This is a genomic window from Enhydrobacter sp., assembly GCF_030246845.1.
Classification (GTDB): domain Bacteria; phylum Pseudomonadota; class Alphaproteobacteria; order Reyranellales; family Reyranellaceae; genus Reyranella.
This window is the reverse complement of the sequence record NZ_CP126889.1, coordinates 1126816-1142125: the sequence shown is the minus strand read 5'-3', so window position 1 is coordinate 1142125 and position 15310 is coordinate 1126816. Positions and strand designations below refer to the sequence as shown.

General features: G+C 68.4%; 13 protein-coding genes. 8 read left to right on the top strand and 5 right to left on the bottom strand.

All coding sequences use genetic code 11. The features are described 5' to 3' along the window. The first annotated feature begins 24 nt into the window (after positions 1-24). Genes hpnA through OJF58_RS05850 form a run of 7 tightly spaced genes read left to right on the top strand, consistent with a single transcriptional unit; the run spans position 25 to position 7794 of the window. Complete coding sequence (gene hpnA, locus OJF58_RS05880; protein WP_300782546.1) at positions 25-1038, top strand: hopanoid-associated sugar epimerase; 1014 nt, start codon at positions 25-27, stop codon at positions 1036-1038. Continuing rightward, positions 1035-2198 carry a glycosyltransferase gene (locus OJF58_RS05875; protein WP_300782543.1) on the top strand — a complete coding sequence of 388 codons (1164 nt, stop codon included), beginning with the start codon at positions 1035-1037 and terminating at the stop codon, positions 2196-2198. The genes hpnA and OJF58_RS05875 overlap by 4 nt, the downstream gene beginning before the upstream one ends. Next, the gene (hpnC, locus tag OJF58_RS05870; RefSeq protein WP_300782541.1) at positions 2195-3082 is read left to right on the top strand and encodes a squalene synthase HpnC; all 888 of its coding nucleotides are present in this window, start codon (positions 2195-2197) and stop codon (positions 3080-3082) included. The genes OJF58_RS05875 and hpnC overlap by 4 nt, the downstream gene beginning before the upstream one ends. Then, positions 3079-3930: a presqualene diphosphate synthase HpnD gene (gene hpnD / locus OJF58_RS05865; protein ID WP_300782539.1), complete on the top strand. Its 852-nt coding sequence runs from the start codon at positions 3079-3081 to the stop codon at positions 3928-3930. Before hpnC ends, hpnD begins: the two co-directional genes overlap by 4 nt. After that, a complete protein-coding gene (gene hpnE / locus OJF58_RS05860) occupies positions 3927-5189 on the top strand; it encodes a hydroxysqualene dehydroxylase HpnE (RefSeq protein WP_300782536.1) in 1263 nt (420 codons plus the stop codon). Before hpnD ends, hpnE begins: the two co-directional genes overlap by 4 nt. Then, positions 5186-7132: a squalene--hopene cyclase gene (shc, locus tag OJF58_RS05855; RefSeq protein ID WP_300782534.1), complete on the top strand. Its 1947-nt coding sequence runs from the start codon at positions 5186-5188 to the stop codon at positions 7130-7132. The genes hpnE and shc overlap by 4 nt, the downstream gene beginning before the upstream one ends. A gap of 8 nt (positions 7133-7140) precedes the next feature. Continuing rightward, a complete protein-coding gene (locus OJF58_RS05850; RefSeq protein ID WP_300782532.1) occupies positions 7141-7794 on the top strand; it encodes a phosphorylase in 654 nt (217 codons plus the stop codon). On the opposite strand, the gene hpnH is transcribed toward OJF58_RS05850, so the two are convergent. Then, entirely contained in the window at positions 7738-8886 is a 1149-nt protein-coding gene (hpnH, locus tag OJF58_RS05845) for an adenosyl-hopene transferase HpnH (RefSeq protein ID WP_300782529.1), read from the bottom strand. The two genes, OJF58_RS05850 and hpnH, sit on opposite strands and share 57 nt — an antisense overlap. Positions 8887-8900: 14 nt before the next feature. After that, positions 8901-9839 carry a 4-hydroxy-3-methylbut-2-enyl diphosphate reductase gene (ispH, locus tag OJF58_RS05840; protein ID WP_300782527.1) on the bottom strand — a complete coding sequence of 313 codons (939 nt, stop codon included), beginning with the start codon at positions 9837-9839 and terminating at the stop codon, positions 8901-8903. Between the two features lie 319 nt (positions 9840-10158). Here ispH and OJF58_RS05835 point away from each other — a divergent pair, with 319 nt between their 5' ends. Then, on the top strand, positions 10159-12765 hold the full coding sequence (locus tag OJF58_RS05835; protein WP_300782524.1) for an MMPL family transporter: 2607 nt from the start codon (positions 10159-10161) through the stop codon (positions 12763-12765). A gap of 10 nt (positions 12766-12775) precedes the next feature. Here OJF58_RS05835 and OJF58_RS05830 read toward each other — a convergent pair whose 3' ends face one another. The 3 genes from OJF58_RS05830 to OJF58_RS05820 all read right to left on the bottom strand — a co-directional run bounded on the left by OJF58_RS05830 (position 12776) and on the right by OJF58_RS05820 (position 15302). Further along, entirely contained in the window at positions 12776-13639 is an 864-nt protein-coding gene (locus OJF58_RS05830) for a hypothetical protein (RefSeq protein ID WP_300782522.1), read from the bottom strand. Between the two features lie 124 nt (positions 13640-13763). After that, positions 13764-14747, bottom strand: a complete 984-nt coding sequence (locus OJF58_RS05825; protein WP_300782519.1) for a nitronate monooxygenase family protein — start codon at positions 14745-14747, stop codon at positions 13764-13766. Positions 14748-14783: 36 nt separating this feature from the next. Beyond that, positions 14784-15302, bottom strand: a complete 519-nt coding sequence (locus OJF58_RS05820; RefSeq protein WP_300782516.1) for a helix-turn-helix domain-containing protein — start codon at positions 15300-15302, stop codon at positions 14784-14786. Positions 15303-15310: the final 8 nt, after the last annotated feature.

The window sequence follows — 15310 nt, the reverse complement described above, 5'->3', positions numbered from 1 at the left end:
AGCCGGGCAAAGGTCGAGTCGTCGATGAGTGCATCGCTGCAGCCGGGAGATCTGGTCCTCGTCACGGGCGGCTCGGGCTTTCTCGGCTCGTCGGTCGTGCGGATGCTGATCGGCCGCGGCGTGAAGGTGCGCGCGCTCGTACGCTCGACGAGCCCACGTGACAATTTCCGGGACCTCGACTGCGAAACCGTCGTCGGCGATCTCACGGATCGGGAGTCGCTGAGGGCGGCGTTGCGGGACGTGCGCTACCTGTTCCATGTCGCGGCCGACTACCGGTTCTGGGCACGCGATCCGTCGGTCATCCTGCGCGTCAATGTCGACGGCACGACCGGCCTGATGCGCGAGGCGCTGGCGGCCGGCGTGGAGCGCATCGTCTATACGAGCAGCGTCGCCACCCTGAAGATCGCGGGCGCGACCGCACCGGTCGACGAGACGGCCTTGCTCGCGCCGCACGAGGCGGTCGGCGCCTACAAGCGCAGCAAGACGCTGGCCGAGCGCGCCGTGGAGGAGATGATCCGGCGGCAGGGGCTGCCGGCGGTCATCGTCAACCCGACGACCCCGATCGGGCCGCGCGACATCAAGCCGACCCCGACCGGCCGCATCCTGCTCGACGGCGCGCGCGGTCGGATCCCGGCTTTCGTCGACACGGGACTGAACTTCGCCCACGTCGACGACATCGCCCACGGCCACCTGCTTGCCTTCGAGCGCGGCCGGATCGGCGAGCGCTATATCCTGGGCGGCGAGAACCTGTCGCTGCAGGAGCTGCTGGGGGCGGTCGCGAAGGTCGCCGGCCGGCGCGCGCCCCGGGTCAGGCTGCCGCGCCGGCCGCTCTATCCTTTGGCGTTCGGCGCGCAGGCCATCGCGCGTTTCACGGGCAGGGAGCCCTTGTTGACCGTCGATAGCCTGCACATGTCCCGTTACAAGATGTACTTCACCTCGGCGAAGGCGCAACGCGAGCTCGGCTACCGCAGCCGCTCCTACATGGAGGGCGTGGTCGACGCGCTGGCCTGGTTCCGGAAGGCGGGTTACCTGAGATGACCCCGGCCGTGATCCTCGGCGGATTGGCGGTGGCGGTCTGGCTCTATCTGCTGATCGGCCGCGGGGGCTTCTGGCTGGCGCGCGAGCGCGACGGTGGTGAGGGCGGATTCCAGGCCGCACACTGGCCGAGCGTCGTCGCGGTGATGCCGGCGCGCAACGAGGCCGATGTGATTGCTCAATCGGTGCAAAGCCTGTTGCGGCAGGACTATGCCGGATCGTTCCGGATCGTCCTGGTCGACGACGGCAGCACTGATGGCACGGCCGAGACTGCCGCGCGGGCGGCCGAGGCGCTGGATATGCGCGACCGCCTCGAGGTGCTCGCAGGCGCGGCCCTGCCGTCGGGCTGGACGGGCAAGCTCTGGGCGTTGCAGCAGGGCGTCCAGCACGTCGCGCTGTCGGGCGCGAGGCCGGACTACATCCTGCTGACCGACGCCGATATCGGCCATGCGCCCGACAATGTGCGGTCGCTCGTCGTGCGCGCGGAGCGGGAGCAGCGCGTGCTGGTCTCGCTGATGGCGGAGCTGTTCTGCAGGAGCTGGGCCGAAAGCTTCCTGATCCCGGCCTTCGTCTTCTTCTTCCAGATGCTCTACCCGTTCCGCTGGGTGGCGCAGCGGCGGCGCCGGACTGCGGCGGCGGCAGGCGGCTGTGTGCTCGTCCGGCGCGAGGCGCTGGAGCGGGCCGGCGGCATCGCCGCCGTCCGGTCCGAGATCATCGACGATTGTGCGCTGGCGCGCCGGCTGAAGGGGCAGGGGGCGATCTGGCTCGGACTCACGCGACGCGCCCGGAGCCTGCGCCCTTACGGCGGCTTCGCCGAGATCGGCCGCATGGTCTCGCGCTCCGCCTATGCCCAGCTCGACTACTCGCCGCTGCTGCTTCTCGGCACGGTCGTCGGTATGGGATGGATCTATCTCGCGCCGCCCGCGATCACTTTCCTCGCGACGGGCCCGGCCCGCTGGCTGGGGCTCGCCGCCTGGCTTGCGATGGCGCTGGCGCTCCAGCCGATGCTCCGTTTCTATCGGGTCTCGCCGCTTTGGGGACTCGCCATGCCCGCGATTGCGTTCGTCTATGCGCTGTTCACCATCAACTCCGCGCTCCAGGTCTGGCGCGGCCGCGGCGGCATGTGGAAGGGCCGGGCACAGGCGATGACGGGCGGCACATGACGAGCACCGCCCGGTTCGCATCCGGCAAGGGCCATCGGGACGAGAATTTCCCGGTCGCCTCCTGGCTGATCAGGCCTGCCCTGCGCGCGCCGGTCCTCGCCTTTTATCGCTTCGCGCGCGCGGCCGACGACGTGGCCGATCATGCGACGGCGACCGCCGCGGAGAAGCTTGCCGAGCTCGATCGGATGGAAGCTGGATTGCGTGGTGCCAGCGGCGTCAGCGCCGAAGGCGAGCGCCTGCGCGCGGCACTGGGCGCGCATGGCGTCACCGATCAGCATGCGCTCGATCTTCTCGAAGCCTTCCGTCGCGACGTGACCAAGCGGCGCTATGCGGACTGGGACGACCTCATGGACTATTGCCGTTACTCGGCGGCGCCCGTGGGGCGGTTCGTCCTCGATCTGCATGGCGAACCGCGCGTGACATGGCCCGCCAACGATGCGCTCTGCAGCGCACTGCAGGTGATCAATCACCTGCAGGACTGCGCCAAGGATTATCGCGATCTCGACCGCGTCTATATTCCGCTCGATGTCCTCGCCATGCACGGCATCGGCGTCGAGGCGCTCGGCGAGAAGCAGGCTTCCTCCGCATTGCGTGCCGCGATCGTGAGTCTGGCCCGACGCGCCGACGATCTGCTCGACCAATCGCGGGTCTTCGCCGGACAGATCGCCGACCGGCGGCTGGGGCTGGAAGTGGGGGTCATCCAGATCCTGGCGGAGAGTCTTGCAACGAGGCTCGCGCGCCGTGACCCGCTGTCGGAGCGTGTCCATCATCATCCCGTCGAGATGCTGGGCCTTGCCCTGCGTGGCGGCTTGGGCGTCGCAATGCGCCGCCTCTGGCGGATGGCAGGCGGCAGACAACCCGATCTGCGCGGCAGTCGGGGATGACGGCGGTGTCCCAACCGCAGACGGACCTTGCGGAAATCCAGGCCCGCGTCTCCGGCAGCTCCTTCTATGCCGCCATGCTTCTCATGCCGAAGGCGGAGCGGACGGCCATGTTCGCGATCTACGGCTTCTGCCGACTGGTCGACGATATCGCCGACGACGGCACGCGGTCGCGGCCGGAGCGGGCGAAAGCGCTCGACCGGTGGCGCGCGGACATCGCCGCCCTCTATGCCGGCGAGCCCGCAGGGCAGGCCGCTTTCCTCGCCGCGGCCGTGCGCGACTTCAAGCTTCGGGAAGCCGACTTTCTCGCCGTCATCGACGGCATGGGCATGGATGTCTCGGCCGACATTCGCGCGCCCGACCTAGAGACGCTCGATCTCTATTGCGAGCGCGTGGCGTCGGCGGTGGGACGGCTTTCGACCCGTATCTTCGGCATGGACGACAAGCCGGGCTTCGCGCTGGCGCGCGAACTCGGCCGCGCGTTGCAACTGACCAACATCCTGCGCGATCTCGACGAGGACGCGGGCATTGGCCGCCTCTACCTGCCGCGCGAACTGCTGGCGGAGGCGGGAATCGAGACCAATGACCCCGTGGCGGCGATCGGCGATCCCCGCGTCGATGCCGCCTGTCGACGGCTGGCGGCACAGGCGCAGGATCGTTTTGCCGGCGCCGAGCGTGTGCTGCGTGCACGTCCCCGCGGCCGACTGCTCGCCCCTCGCCTGATGGCCGCGGTCTATCAGACGCTGCTGCAGGACATGCTGGCCGAGGGATGGGCGCCGCCGCGTCGTCGGGCACGGATCGGCAAGCTCCGGCTGCTGGCGCTGGTCGCGCGCTGCTGTGTGTCGGGATGACCGGGCCCGCTGCAGCGGCCCGGGTCCACGTCATTGGCGCGGGGCTCGCCGGCCTGTCGGCGGCCGTCGCTCTGGCGGATCGCGGCATGACGGTCGTGCTGTCAGAAGCCGCCCGGCAGGCGGGCGGCCGTTGCCGCTCGTATCGCGACTCCGTCCTGGACATGGTGATCGACAACGGCAACCACCTCGTGCTGTCGGGCAATCCGGCGGTCGGCCGTTATCTGAAGGCGATCGGCGCGCAGGACAGGCTGACCGGCCCGCTGAGTGCCGAGTTTCCGTTTCTCGACCGCGGCAGTGGCCGGCGCTGGACGCTTCGCCCCAACGACGGCCGTGTTCCCTGGTGGGTCCTGTCGGCAAGTCGGCGCGTGCCCGGAACACGGCTCGCCGACTATCTTCCGTTGCTTGCCCTGACACGGCCGCATCCCGGCCGTCGCATCGATGAAGTCGTCTCCTGCCACGGCGTCGCCTGGGAGAAGCTCCTGCGGCCGTTGCTGGTCTCCATTCTCAACACACGACCCGAGGAGGCGTCGGCCGACCTGGCCGGCGCCGTCTTCCGCGAGACGCTGACGCAAGGCGGCCGGCAGACCTGGCCGCGCATTGCAACGCCGAGCATCGCGGCGGCCTTCGTCGATCCCGCGCTCGGCCGGCTGCGCGAGGATGGTGTCGAGATCAGGCTCGGTCGGCCGTTGCGCGCCGTCACGGTCGCCGGCGACCGACTTGCCGCGCTGACTTTCGACGACGGCGAGGAACGGCTCGGTCCGTTGGACAAGGTTGTCCTGGCTGTGCCGCCCTGGACGGCGCAGGCCCTGTTGCCGCAGATGACGGTGCCCGACGATTTCCGCGCCATCGTCAACGCTCATTTTCGAACGGCAAGCCCTGCCAATGCCCGGTTGATGGTCGGGGTGATCGGCGGTACGGCGGAGTGGGTCTTCGCCTTTCCCGATCGCCTTTCCGTCACCGTCAGTGCCGCCGATCGTCTTCTCGACATGGACAACCAGACTCTGACCGACCTGCTGTGGCGTGACGTTGCCGCCGTCCACGATCTGTCCGGTCCTGCGCCGCCGTGCCGCATCGTGAAGGAGAAGCGCGCCACCTTTGCCGCGACGCCCGCGCAGGAAGCGCGGCGTCCGGCGTCGCGCACGGCGTGGGCCAACGCCTTCCTCGCCGGCGACTGGATCGCGACCGGATTGCCGGCGACCATCGAAGGCGCACTGCGCTCGGGTGAGAAGGCGGCGGCGCTCGCCATGGCCTCGCGATGAACGACCTCATCCTGACGGATGCGGCCGGCCTCGAGGGCGATATCGTCCGGGCCGCAGCGGCCTTGCGGCAATTGCAGCGGAGCGACGGGCACTGGGTCTTCGAGCTCGAGGCCGATGCGACGATTCCCGCCGAGTACGTGCTGCTGCGCCACTACCTCGGCGAGCCCGACGACCTCGGGCTGGAGCGCAAGATCGGCGTCTACCTGCGCCGCATCCAGGGCGAGCATGGCGGTTGGCCGCTGTTCCACGGTGGCGCATTCGACATCAGCGCTTCCGTCAAAGCCTACTTCTGCCTGAAGATGATCGGCGACGACCCCGCAGCACCGCACATGGTGCGCGCGCGCGAGGCGATCCTGGCGCATGGTGGCGCGGCCGAGGCCAACGTCTTCACCCGCATCCTCCTGGCGCAGTTCGGCGAGCTGTCCTGGCGGCGCGTGCCCACCATGCCGGTGGAGCTGATCCTCCTGCCGCGCTGGTTTCCCATCCATCTCTCGCGCATGTCCTACTGGGCGCGCACCGTGATCGTGCCGCTGCTGGTGCTGGCCGCGCTCAGACGCCGGGCGCGCAATCCGCGCGGCGTGCGCATCCGCGAGCTCTTCACGACAAGGCGGGTGAAGAAGAAGCGCGGACCGACGCATCGCCATCGCGGCTGGGCGCTCTTCTTCAATGGCCTTGACGTCGCGCTGACGGCGGTGGAGCCGCTTTGGCCCGAGCCGCTGCGTCGTCGCGCCATCGAGCGCTGTCTTGCCTTCGTGACCGAGCGCCTGAACGGCGAGGACGGTCTCGGCGCGATCTACCCGGCCATGGCCAACAGCGTCATGATGTTCGATGCGCTGGGCTATCCGGCCGACCATCCGGACCGCGCGACGGCACGGCGTTCGATCGAGAAGCTGCTGGTGATCCGCGAGCACGAAGCCTATTGCCAGCCATGCGTCTCGCCGGTCTGGGACACCGCGCTCGCGGCCCATGCCCTGATGGAGGCGGGCGGCGTGGAGGCGGACACGGCGGCGCGCCGCGGCCTCGACTGGCTGGCGCCGCTGCAGGAACTCGAGGTCGAGGGCGACTGGGCGGAGCGACGGCCCGGGGTGCGGCCGGGCGGCTGGGCCTTCCAGTATCGCAACGCCCATTATCCCGATCTCGACGACACCGCTGTCGTCGTGATGGCGATGGACCGCGCGCGGCGCGAGCTCGGCGCCGGCACGACCTTCGATCGCGCGATCGATCGCGCCGTCGAATGGACGGCCGGCCTGCAGAGCGGCAACGGCGGCTGGGCCGCGTTCGACGCCGACAATGTCGATCACTATCTCAACAACATTCCGTTCGCCGACCACGGCGCCTTGCTCGATCCGCCGACATCGGACGTGACGGCGCGCTGCATCGGCATGCTGGCCCAGCTCGGCGAGGCGCCGGGGAGCCCGCGCATGCGGGCGGCGGTCGATTTCCTCGAGCGCGAACAGATGGCGGACGGGAGCTGGTACGGCCGCTGGGGTGTGAACTACGTCTATGGCACCTGGTCGGCGCTCTGCGCGCTGAACGCTGCAGGCCTCGACGCGACGCGGCCGAGCGTGCGCAAGGCGGCAGACTGGCTGATCTCGATCCAGAACGAGGATGGCGGCTGGGGCGAGGATTGCACCAGCTACCGGCTCGACTATCGCGGCTACGAACCGGCGCCATCCAACGCCTCGCAGACGGCCTGGGCGCTGCTCGGCCTGATGGCCGCAGGCGAGGTCGACCATCCGGCGGTGACGCGCGGCATCGCCTGGCTGCGCCGCACGCAGGACGAGAGCGGCCTTTGGCAGCAGGAGGCCTATGTCGGCGGCGGCTTCCCGCGGGTCTTCTACCTGCGCTACCACGGCTATCCCAAGTTCTTCCCGCTCTGGGCGCTGGCGCGCTACCGCAACCTGCGCCGCGCCAATGACCGGCGGGTGGCGTACGGCATGTGACGATCCTCGTGGTCACCGGCCTGCGGCGCGAGGCACGCCTGCTTAGCGGTCCGGAAGTCGAGGTTGTCGCCGGCGGCGGCGATCGTCGGCGCCTCGAAGCGAGGCTCGAAGAACGCGCAGCCTGGGCGAACGGCATTATCAGCATGGGAATCGCGGGCGGAATGGCGCCCGGTCTCCGCCCGGGTCAGTGGGTCGTGGCGCGCGCAGTTCTCGACCGGGGCATGGTGCTGCCGGCCGATACCGACTGGACGGATGCGCTCCTGGCGCGACTGCCCGGCGCGGTCGATGGCCCGTTCCTGGGCGTCGATACGATCACTACCGGGAAAGCCGAGAAGGCGGCCCTGCATCGCGCAACCGGGGCGATCGCGGTGGACATGGAGTCGCATGTCGCGGCGCGGGTCGCGGCACGCCATCGGTTGCCCTTCGCCGCGGCGCGCGTGATCTGCGATCCGGCGCACCGTTCGCTTCCGGCCGCCGCGCTCGTCGGCATGCGCCCCGACGGCCGCATGGATGTGACGGCCGTCCTGCGCTCGCTTGTCGCCGAGCCGGGCCAGATTCCCGCGCTGATCCGAACCGCCTGGGAGGCGGAACGCGCTTTCCGGGCGTTACTCCGCGGCCACCGTCTTCTCGGGTCGGGCCTTTGCCGCCCGGATTTCGCCTAGCTTGCGCTGGACGTGGTTCGAAAAGACGAATTCGGCGCGGCGCTGCTTGTCGAGCGGGATGTCCTCCGCCATCGGACCATCGGTGCGCACACCGCGCATCGCGACCGTGAGCGACTTCAACGGACGGCGCATCATGTCCTTCACCGCCGAGGCCTCGAAACCCGAATGCACCATGCAGTCGGCGCACTTCTCGTAGTTGCCGACTCCGTACTTGTCCCACTCGGTGTCGTTCATGAGTTCCTGGAAGGTCCTGGCGTAGCCCTCGCCCAGGAGATAGCAGGGCTTCTGCCAGCCGAACACGGTGCGCGTCGGGTTGCCCCACGGCGTGCAGCGATAGGCTTCGTTGCCGGCCAGGAAATTCAGGAAGTTGATGGATTGGCTGAACGGCCACTTCTTGCCGCCGTCGCCGCGTGACAGGATTCCGCGGAACAGCTCCTTGGTCCTGGTGCGGTTGAGGAAGTGCTGCTGGTCGGGCGCGCGCTCGTAGGCATAGCCCGGCGAGACGGTGATGCCGTCCAGCTCCAGCGCCTTCATGTCGTCGAAGAAGGCCGCGACCTCGGCCGGATCGGCGTCGTTGAACAGCGTGCAGTTGATGCTGACGCGGAAGCCCTTGGCCTTCGCGAGCTTGATGGCTTCGACCGCCTTGTCGTAGGTGCCGCGCAGGCAGACCGACTTGTCGTGCATGGCCCGGTTGCCGTCGAGATGGATCGACCAGGTGAAGGAGGGATGCGGCTCGTAGTCGTCGATCTTCTTGGCCAGCAACAGGGCGTTGGTGCACAGGATCACGAACTTCCGCTTGGCCAGGAAGCCCTTGACGATCCGCGGCATCTCGCGATGCAGGAGCGGTTCGCCGCCGGCGATCGAGACGACGGGCGCGCCGCATTCGTCGATCGCCGTCATGCAGTCGTCGTAGGACAGGCGCTGGTCCAGGATCTCGTCAGGATAGTCGATCTTGCCGCAGCCGGCGCAGGCGAGGTTGCAGCGGAACAACGGCTCCAGCATCAATACCAGGGGATAGCGTTCCCGCCGCGCCAGATGCTGGCGAAGGATGTAGGTCCCGATGCGGGCCGCCTGAAACAAGGGAATTCCCAAAACGCGCTCCTCTACTATCCAGCCGGCGACGTCGCCCTGAGTTCGTTGGGCAGCCGGAACTCGATGTCCTCGTGCACGCCGGTCATCTGTTCCACCGCGACGTCGCCATGGCGACGCAGGGCCTCGATCACGTCGAGGACGAGCTCTTCCGGGGCCGATGCGCCCGCCGTCAGCCCGATGGTCTTCACCCCGGCGAGCCAGGCCGGATCCAGCTCGCCGCCGTCGGCGATCAGGTAGCTCGGCAGGCCCTTCTCGACCGCGATCTCGCGCAGCCGGTTCGAGTTGGAGCTGTTGCGGCTGCCCACCACCAGCAGGAGGTCGACCAGCTCGCACAGCTCCCGCACCGCCGACTGGCGATGCTGGGTGGCATAGCAGATGTCGGCCACGTCCGGCCCTTCGAGGTCGCTGAACCGCGCGCGCAGGGCGGCGATCACGCCGCGGGTGTCGTCGACGCTGAGCGTGGTCTGCGTGACATAGGCGACCGGCGCATCAGGGGGAATGTCGAGCCGCGCCACGTCCTCGACCGTCGAGACCAGATGGACCGGCGCGTCGACCTGGCCCATCGTGCCCTCGACCTCGGGATGGCCGGCATGGCCGATCAGGATCAGGGCGCGGCCGCGCGCGACATAGCGCTTGCCCTGCAGGTGGACCTTGGAGACCAGGGGGCAGGTGGCGTCCAGCACCGGCAGGCCGCGCGCCTTGGCCTCGTCGATGATCGACTGTGCGACGCCGTGCGCGCTGAAGATGGTGGTCGCGCCGTCCGGGATCTCGTCGAGGCTTTCGACGAAGACCGCGCCCATGCGTTCGAGCTTCTCCACGACATGGCGATTGTGCACGATCTCATGGCGAACATAGACGGGCGCGCCGAACTTCTTGAGCGACCGTTCGACGATCTCGATCGCCCGCACGACGCCCGCGCAAAACCCTCGAGGTTGGGCCAACAGAACCCGCATCCAGATCAACTCCTCCATCAGCGGGCTTGCCGCAACCGGAATTTGGTGTCGTCAGGCCGCTTTGCCACAGTTGCAAGGCTCGATCGATGAATCGTCGTTCGACGTGCAGGCGCCGGGTGCCGCGTAACCGCGTCCGGACTGTGTGTCGGGCGGCGACGCGGCGTCAACATGTCGCGTGGTCGACGGGAAGCCGCGAATGGACTGCGGCTCGGCTTGACAGCCGGTGGCCAGGTGCGGATTTACTTCCGGCACTCGCGAATAACCTCATCCGCCGTAGGGAACAAGGACGCCCGGGAGGCGTGGCTTCTGTGGAGGCGTCGTGTCGACCCGGACCTCGTTGATCGGTCGCATCGTTGCGGCCAGCAGCCGGCATCCCGTGATCGTGCTGCTGGGCGCCCTCGGCCTCACGCTGGCGGCGCTGCTCCATGTGGCGGGCAATTTCGCGATGACCGCCGACACCTCGCAGCTGATCTCGTCGAAGTTGACGTGGCGGCAGAGGGAGCTGGCATTCCAGGCGGCATTCCCCCAGCTCGACAATCTGACGATGGTGGTGATCGACGGCGCCACACCCGAGCTGGCCGACGATGCGGCGAGGCGCCTGACGGCCGCGTTGCAGGAGAAGCAGGATCTTTTCCGGACCGTGCGGCGTCCCGACGGCGGTCCGTTCTTCGAGCGGGAGGGCCTGCTGCTGCTGCCGCTCGATCAGGTGAGAGCGACCACGAACGGCCTCGTGCGCGCCACGCCGTTGCTGGCGCAGGTGGCCGCCGATCCCAGCCTGCGCGGCGTTCTGTCGGCGCTTTCCAACATGCTCGCGGGCATCAGGCACGGGCAGGGGACACTTCACGACATCGAGCCGATGACGGGCGCTCTCGCCGATGCCTTCGAGAAGGTGCTGGCCGGCCGGCCGGCCTTCTTCTCCTGGCAGACGGTGATCGGTGGTGCTCCGGCCGGAACGCATGCGACGCGGCGTGTCGTGCTGGTCCAGCCGGTGATGGACTATACGGCGCTGGAACCCGGCGCCGCGGCAAGCAGCGCGATCAGGACGACGGCGCAGTCGCTCGGCCTCGATGCGGCGCACGGTGTCACCGTCCGTCTGACCGGCCCGGTGCCGCTCGCCGACGAGGAGTTCGCCTCGCTCGCCCAGGACGCGCACCTCGTGCTCGGCGCCATGCTGGTGGCGCTGCTGGGCATCCTCTGGCTGGCGGTGCGCTCGGTGCGCGTGGTTCTCGCCATCGTCGTCACGACGATCGTCGGCCTCGTCATCACGGCTGCCATCGGGCTCATGGCCACCGGGCGGCTCAATCTCATCTCCGTCGCCTTCATCCCGCTCTTCGTCGGTCTCGGCGTCGATTTCAGCATCCAGTTCAGCGTCCGCAGCCTCGCCGAACGCCTCGTCCAGCCGACGCGCGAGGCGGCGCTGACCGAGGCGGGCGCCAGCATCGGCCGGGCGCTCGCGCTGTCGGCAGCGGCGATCGGCGTCGGCTTCTTCGCCTTTCTGCCCACCACCTATGTCGGCGTGGCCGAGCTCGGAACAATCGCCGGCCTCGGCATGGGCGTGGCGTTCGCCCTCAGCATCGTGCTGCTGCCCGCGCTGCTTGCGCTGCTGCGATTCCCGCCGGCACGGATGGCCGAGGTCGGCTTCACCATGCTGGCGCCGGTCGATCGCTTCGTGACCCGGCACCGGCTCGGCGTGCTGGGCTCGGCGCTCATTGCCGCCATCGTGTCGCTGGCGCTGCTGCCGTTCGTGCGCTTCGACTTCGATCCGCTGAACCTCAAGAGTCCCAGGGTGGAATCGATGACCACCCTGAAGGCTCTCGCCGCCGACCCAGACTGGACGCCCTATGCGATCAATGTGCTCGCCGCCACGCTTGGCGAGGCGCAGGCGATCGCCCATCGCCTCGATGGCCTGCCGGAGGTGTCGCGCACTGTCACACTCCAGAGCTTCGTTCCGGCCCGACAGGACGAGAAGCTGGCGCTTGTCGCCAATGCGGCGAAAGCCATCGGGCCGGCGCTCGAGGCGCGAGCGCCGCGGCCTGCTCCTCCGGAGGCGGAGCTGCGTCAAAGCCTCGCCAGCACGGCGGCGGCGCTGCGCGCCTCGGCTCCCCAGGCGGCCGATGCGGCCTCGTCCTCGGCGCGCCGGCTGGCCGATGCCCTGGAGCGGCTGGAGGCCGCGCCGGCAGATATCCGCGCCAAGGCTGCCGCCGCGATAGTCGCGCCGCTTCACGTCGTGCTCGACCAGATCCGCGCCGAGCTGAAGGCCGGCCCGGTGACGATCGCGACCTTGCCGGCCGATCTGGTCTCGGACTGGACGACAAAGGACGGGCGCGCCCGCATCCAGGTGCTGCCGCGCGACGGCCGGCACGACAACGACTCGCTGCGGCGCTTCGCCACCGCCGTCCAGGGCATCGCGCCGGACGCGACCGGCGCGCCGATCTCGACCAGGGCCTCGGGCGACACCATCGTCGACGCTTTCCTGCAGGCCGGCGCTTATTCGATCCTGGCCATCGTCGTGCTGCTGGCGCTGGTGCTGCAGCGAACCCGCGACGTGGTGCTCACCATGCTGCCGGTGCTGCTGAGCGGACTGCTGACATTCGCCACCTGCGGGTTGCTCGACCTGCCGCTCAACTTCACCAACATCATCGCCCTGCCGCTGCTGTTCGGCGTGGGTGTCGCCTTCAACATCTACTTCGTGATGGCGTGGCGCGCGGGCGAGACGGCGATGCTGAAGTCGAGCCTGATGCGCGCCGTGATCTTCAGCGCGCTCACCACCGCCAATGCCTTCGGAGCGCTGTGGCTATCCACGCACCCGGGCACCGCCAGCATGGGCCGGCTCCTGATGATCTCGCTCGGCTGGGAGCTTCTGGTCACGCTGCTCTTCCGGCCGGCCCTGCTCGCGCGCTCGCCGCACAGCAAGCTCTGGTTCTGACGCGCTGCAGTCAGCGCGACAGGGCCTGGTCGGGTTCCAGCTTGGATCGCGCGCTCCAGAGCCGCATCGCGCGCAGCGCCACTTCGGTCAATTGCGGCAGGAAGCTCGGGCGCAGCAGCTCGGGATCGAAGGCTCCCATGCGCCGGCTGTTCTCCGAATAGCAATCCTCGAGGAACTTCCGGAAGTTGAAGCCATCCAGGAACATGCTGACCTGGGTCGCGGCGAAGTTCTTGCCGTCGTTCAGTTCCTTGCCGCGCTTGGCGAGCCCCATCATGCGCACCAGCGCCCGCAGGTAGTAGTGCAGGCTGGTGAGGGGCAGCGCGGTCCGCGCCAGCCAGCCGCGTCGTGCCTCGGTGTAGGCCATCCAGTTGACGAAGAAGACGATATGGCGCGTCTCCTCGTACATCAGGGTTTCGAAGATCTTCAGCATCTCCCTCGGCAGGAACTCGGCCTGGAAGGCGATCTTGAACAGGCCGAAGCCCAGGAACGAATCGAGGCATTCGCCGAAGCCGAAATCCTTGAAGCGTCGCTCGATGTTGTCGCTGATGTCCTCGAGCGGCCGCTCCGGCGCGTCAAGGCCGTACTTCTCGATCATGACGCGAATCAGCTTGGCGTGCCGCGTCTCCTCCTCGCCCTGCAGGGCGAGCGCGTCGCGCAGGACAGGATCGGTCACCGTCTGCGTGAAGGCGGCCACGATCGCCCCGGCGCGGCGTTCGGTGTAGAAGACCTCTTCCCAGAACGGCACGGCCCTCAGGCGCTGCAGCGCCGCGTCGTCCAGTTCGGGCCAGGGCAGGGTGTGAGGATCGTAGTCGGTGTAGGTCTGCACAAAATGTCGACAGAAGGCATCGCGATGTTGCTGCGATCCGATTCTCATGCGTCTCGCCCTTTCGTTGGCCGGCATTCAAGGGCAACGAATCCGGTTTGTCCATCGGTGCGGCCGCGCGCTTGCGGCAGAAAAATCCCTCGCTGCGATCAGGCGCAACGAGGGCTCTTGCGAATCATGCAGCTTTCCGCGCGTAGCTGGCAAGCCGCTGATTGATGATGGCGTCCGCTTCGCGCATGATGCGGTCGATCAATTCCTTGACCGTCGGGACGTCGCGGATAAGCCCTGCCACCATGCCGCAGGACCAGGCGCCGGCATCCATCTCGCCGTCCTTCATGATGCGCGGATAGACACCCGCCACCTCGGGCAGGATGTCCTCGAACTTGATCTTGGGCCCCAGCGCCTTCTCCTTCTCGAGCAGGCGCTCGACGGCGGCGTTCTTCAGCACGCGCTCGGTGTTGCGCAGCGGCCGCATGACGAGCCGCGTGTCGAGCTCGCTGGCGGCCACCAACGCCTGCTTCACATGCTCGTGAATCGGCGCTTCCCTGGTGGCCATGAAGCGCGTGCCCATGTTCATGCCGTCGGCGCCCAGTGACAGGGCGGCGACCAGCGAACGGCCGTCGGCCATGCCGCCGGAGGCGACGAAGGGGATCTTGAGCTCCTCGGCGGCGCGCGGCAGGAGGATGAAGTTCGGCACGTCGTCCTCGCCCGGATGGCCGCCGCATTCGAAGCCGTCAACGCTCACCGCATCGCAGCCGATCGACTCGGCTTTCAGCGAATGGCGCACCGACGTGCATTTGTGGATCACCTTGATGCCGGCTTCTTTCAGCGCCGGCAGCCACTTCTGCGGGTTGTTGCCGGCGGTCTCGACAATCTTGACGCCGCCGTCGACGATGGCGCGGATGTAGCCGGGATAGTCGGGCGGCGTCACCGCCGGCAGGAAGGTGAGGTTCACGCCGAACGGCTTCGAGGTCATCTCACGGCAACGGCGGATCTCGCTGGCCAGCGCCTCCGGCGTTCGCTGCGTGAGCCCGGTGATGATGCCGAGCCCGCCGGCGTTGGAGACGGCTGCCGCCAGCTCGGCGAAGCCCACAAAATGCATGCCGCCCTGGATGATCGGATGCTCGATCCCGAGGAGTTCCGTGATCCTGGTCTTCATTGACTGCCCTCCGTGCCTTGTCGTTATAGGGCAGCCTCAGCGGCCCTGGAACCGCGGCTGTTTCTTCTCGTCGGTCGCGAGGCCGGCCGGCACGTTGCGGCTGCCGGCCGCCCCGGGCCCGCGATGGACATGGACCTGCCGCGGGTCGATCCGCTCACCGCAGCCCGAGCACACCATCACCGGGTCGAAGGTCTTGCCGCAAGTCAGATGCTGATGAAGCAACGGCCGTCCCCTTTTGCCCGCCATGTGCTCGTCGCCCCAGTGAACGATCGAGAGGATGATCGGATAGAGGTCGCGGCCCTTTTGCGTCAGGCGATACTCGTGGCGCAACGGTCTCTCCTGGTAGGGTACCTTCGCCAGCACGAAGTGCTTCACGAGCTTGCGCAGCCGGCTCGCCAGGATCGGCCGCGTGATGCCGAGCCTTTCCTGGAAATCCTCGAAGCGCCGCACGCGCAGGAAGCAATCGCGCAGGATCAGCAGGGTCCAGCGATCGCCGATCACCGACACGGTGCGGGCCAGCGAGCAGGTCTCCTCCTCGAGATGGCTCCAGCGCATCGACGGCC

What these genes read in the sequence shown, in the direction of transcription:
- hpnA (WP_300782546.1), top strand. Translation starts at nt 25, where the DNA reads ATGAGTGCATCGCTGCAGCCGGGAGATCTGGTCCTCGTCACGGGCGGC.
- OJF58_RS05875 (WP_300782543.1), top strand. Translation starts at nt 1,035, where the DNA reads ATGACCCCGGCCGTGATCCTCGGCGGATTGGCGGTGGCGGTCTGGCTC.
- hpnC (WP_300782541.1), top strand. Translation starts at nt 2,195, where the DNA reads ATGACGAGCACCGCCCGGTTCGCATCCGGCAAGGGCCATCGGGACGAG.
- hpnD (WP_300782539.1), top strand. Translation starts at nt 3,079, where the DNA reads ATGACGGCGGTGTCCCAACCGCAGACGGACCTTGCGGAAATCCAGGCC.
- hpnE (WP_300782536.1), top strand. Translation starts at nt 3,927, where the DNA reads ATGACCGGGCCCGCTGCAGCGGCCCGGGTCCACGTCATTGGCGCGGGG.
- shc (WP_300782534.1), top strand. Translation starts at nt 5,186, where the DNA reads ATGAACGACCTCATCCTGACGGATGCGGCCGGCCTCGAGGGCGATATC.
- ispH (WP_300782527.1), bottom strand. Translation starts at nt 9,839, where the DNA reads ATGCGGGTTCTGTTGGCCCAACCTCGAGGGTTTTGCGCGGGCGTCGTG.
- OJF58_RS05830 (WP_300782522.1), bottom strand. Translation starts at nt 13,639, where the DNA reads ATGAGAATCGGATCGCAGCAACATCGCGATGCCTTCTGTCGACATTTT.
- OJF58_RS05825 (WP_300782519.1), bottom strand. Translation starts at nt 14,747, where the DNA reads ATGAAGACCAGGATCACGGAACTCCTCGGGATCGAGCATCCGATCATC.
- OJF58_RS05820 (WP_300782516.1), bottom strand. Translation starts at nt 15,302, where the DNA reads ATGCGCTGGAGCCATCTCGAGGAGGAGACCTGCTCGCTGGCCCGCACC.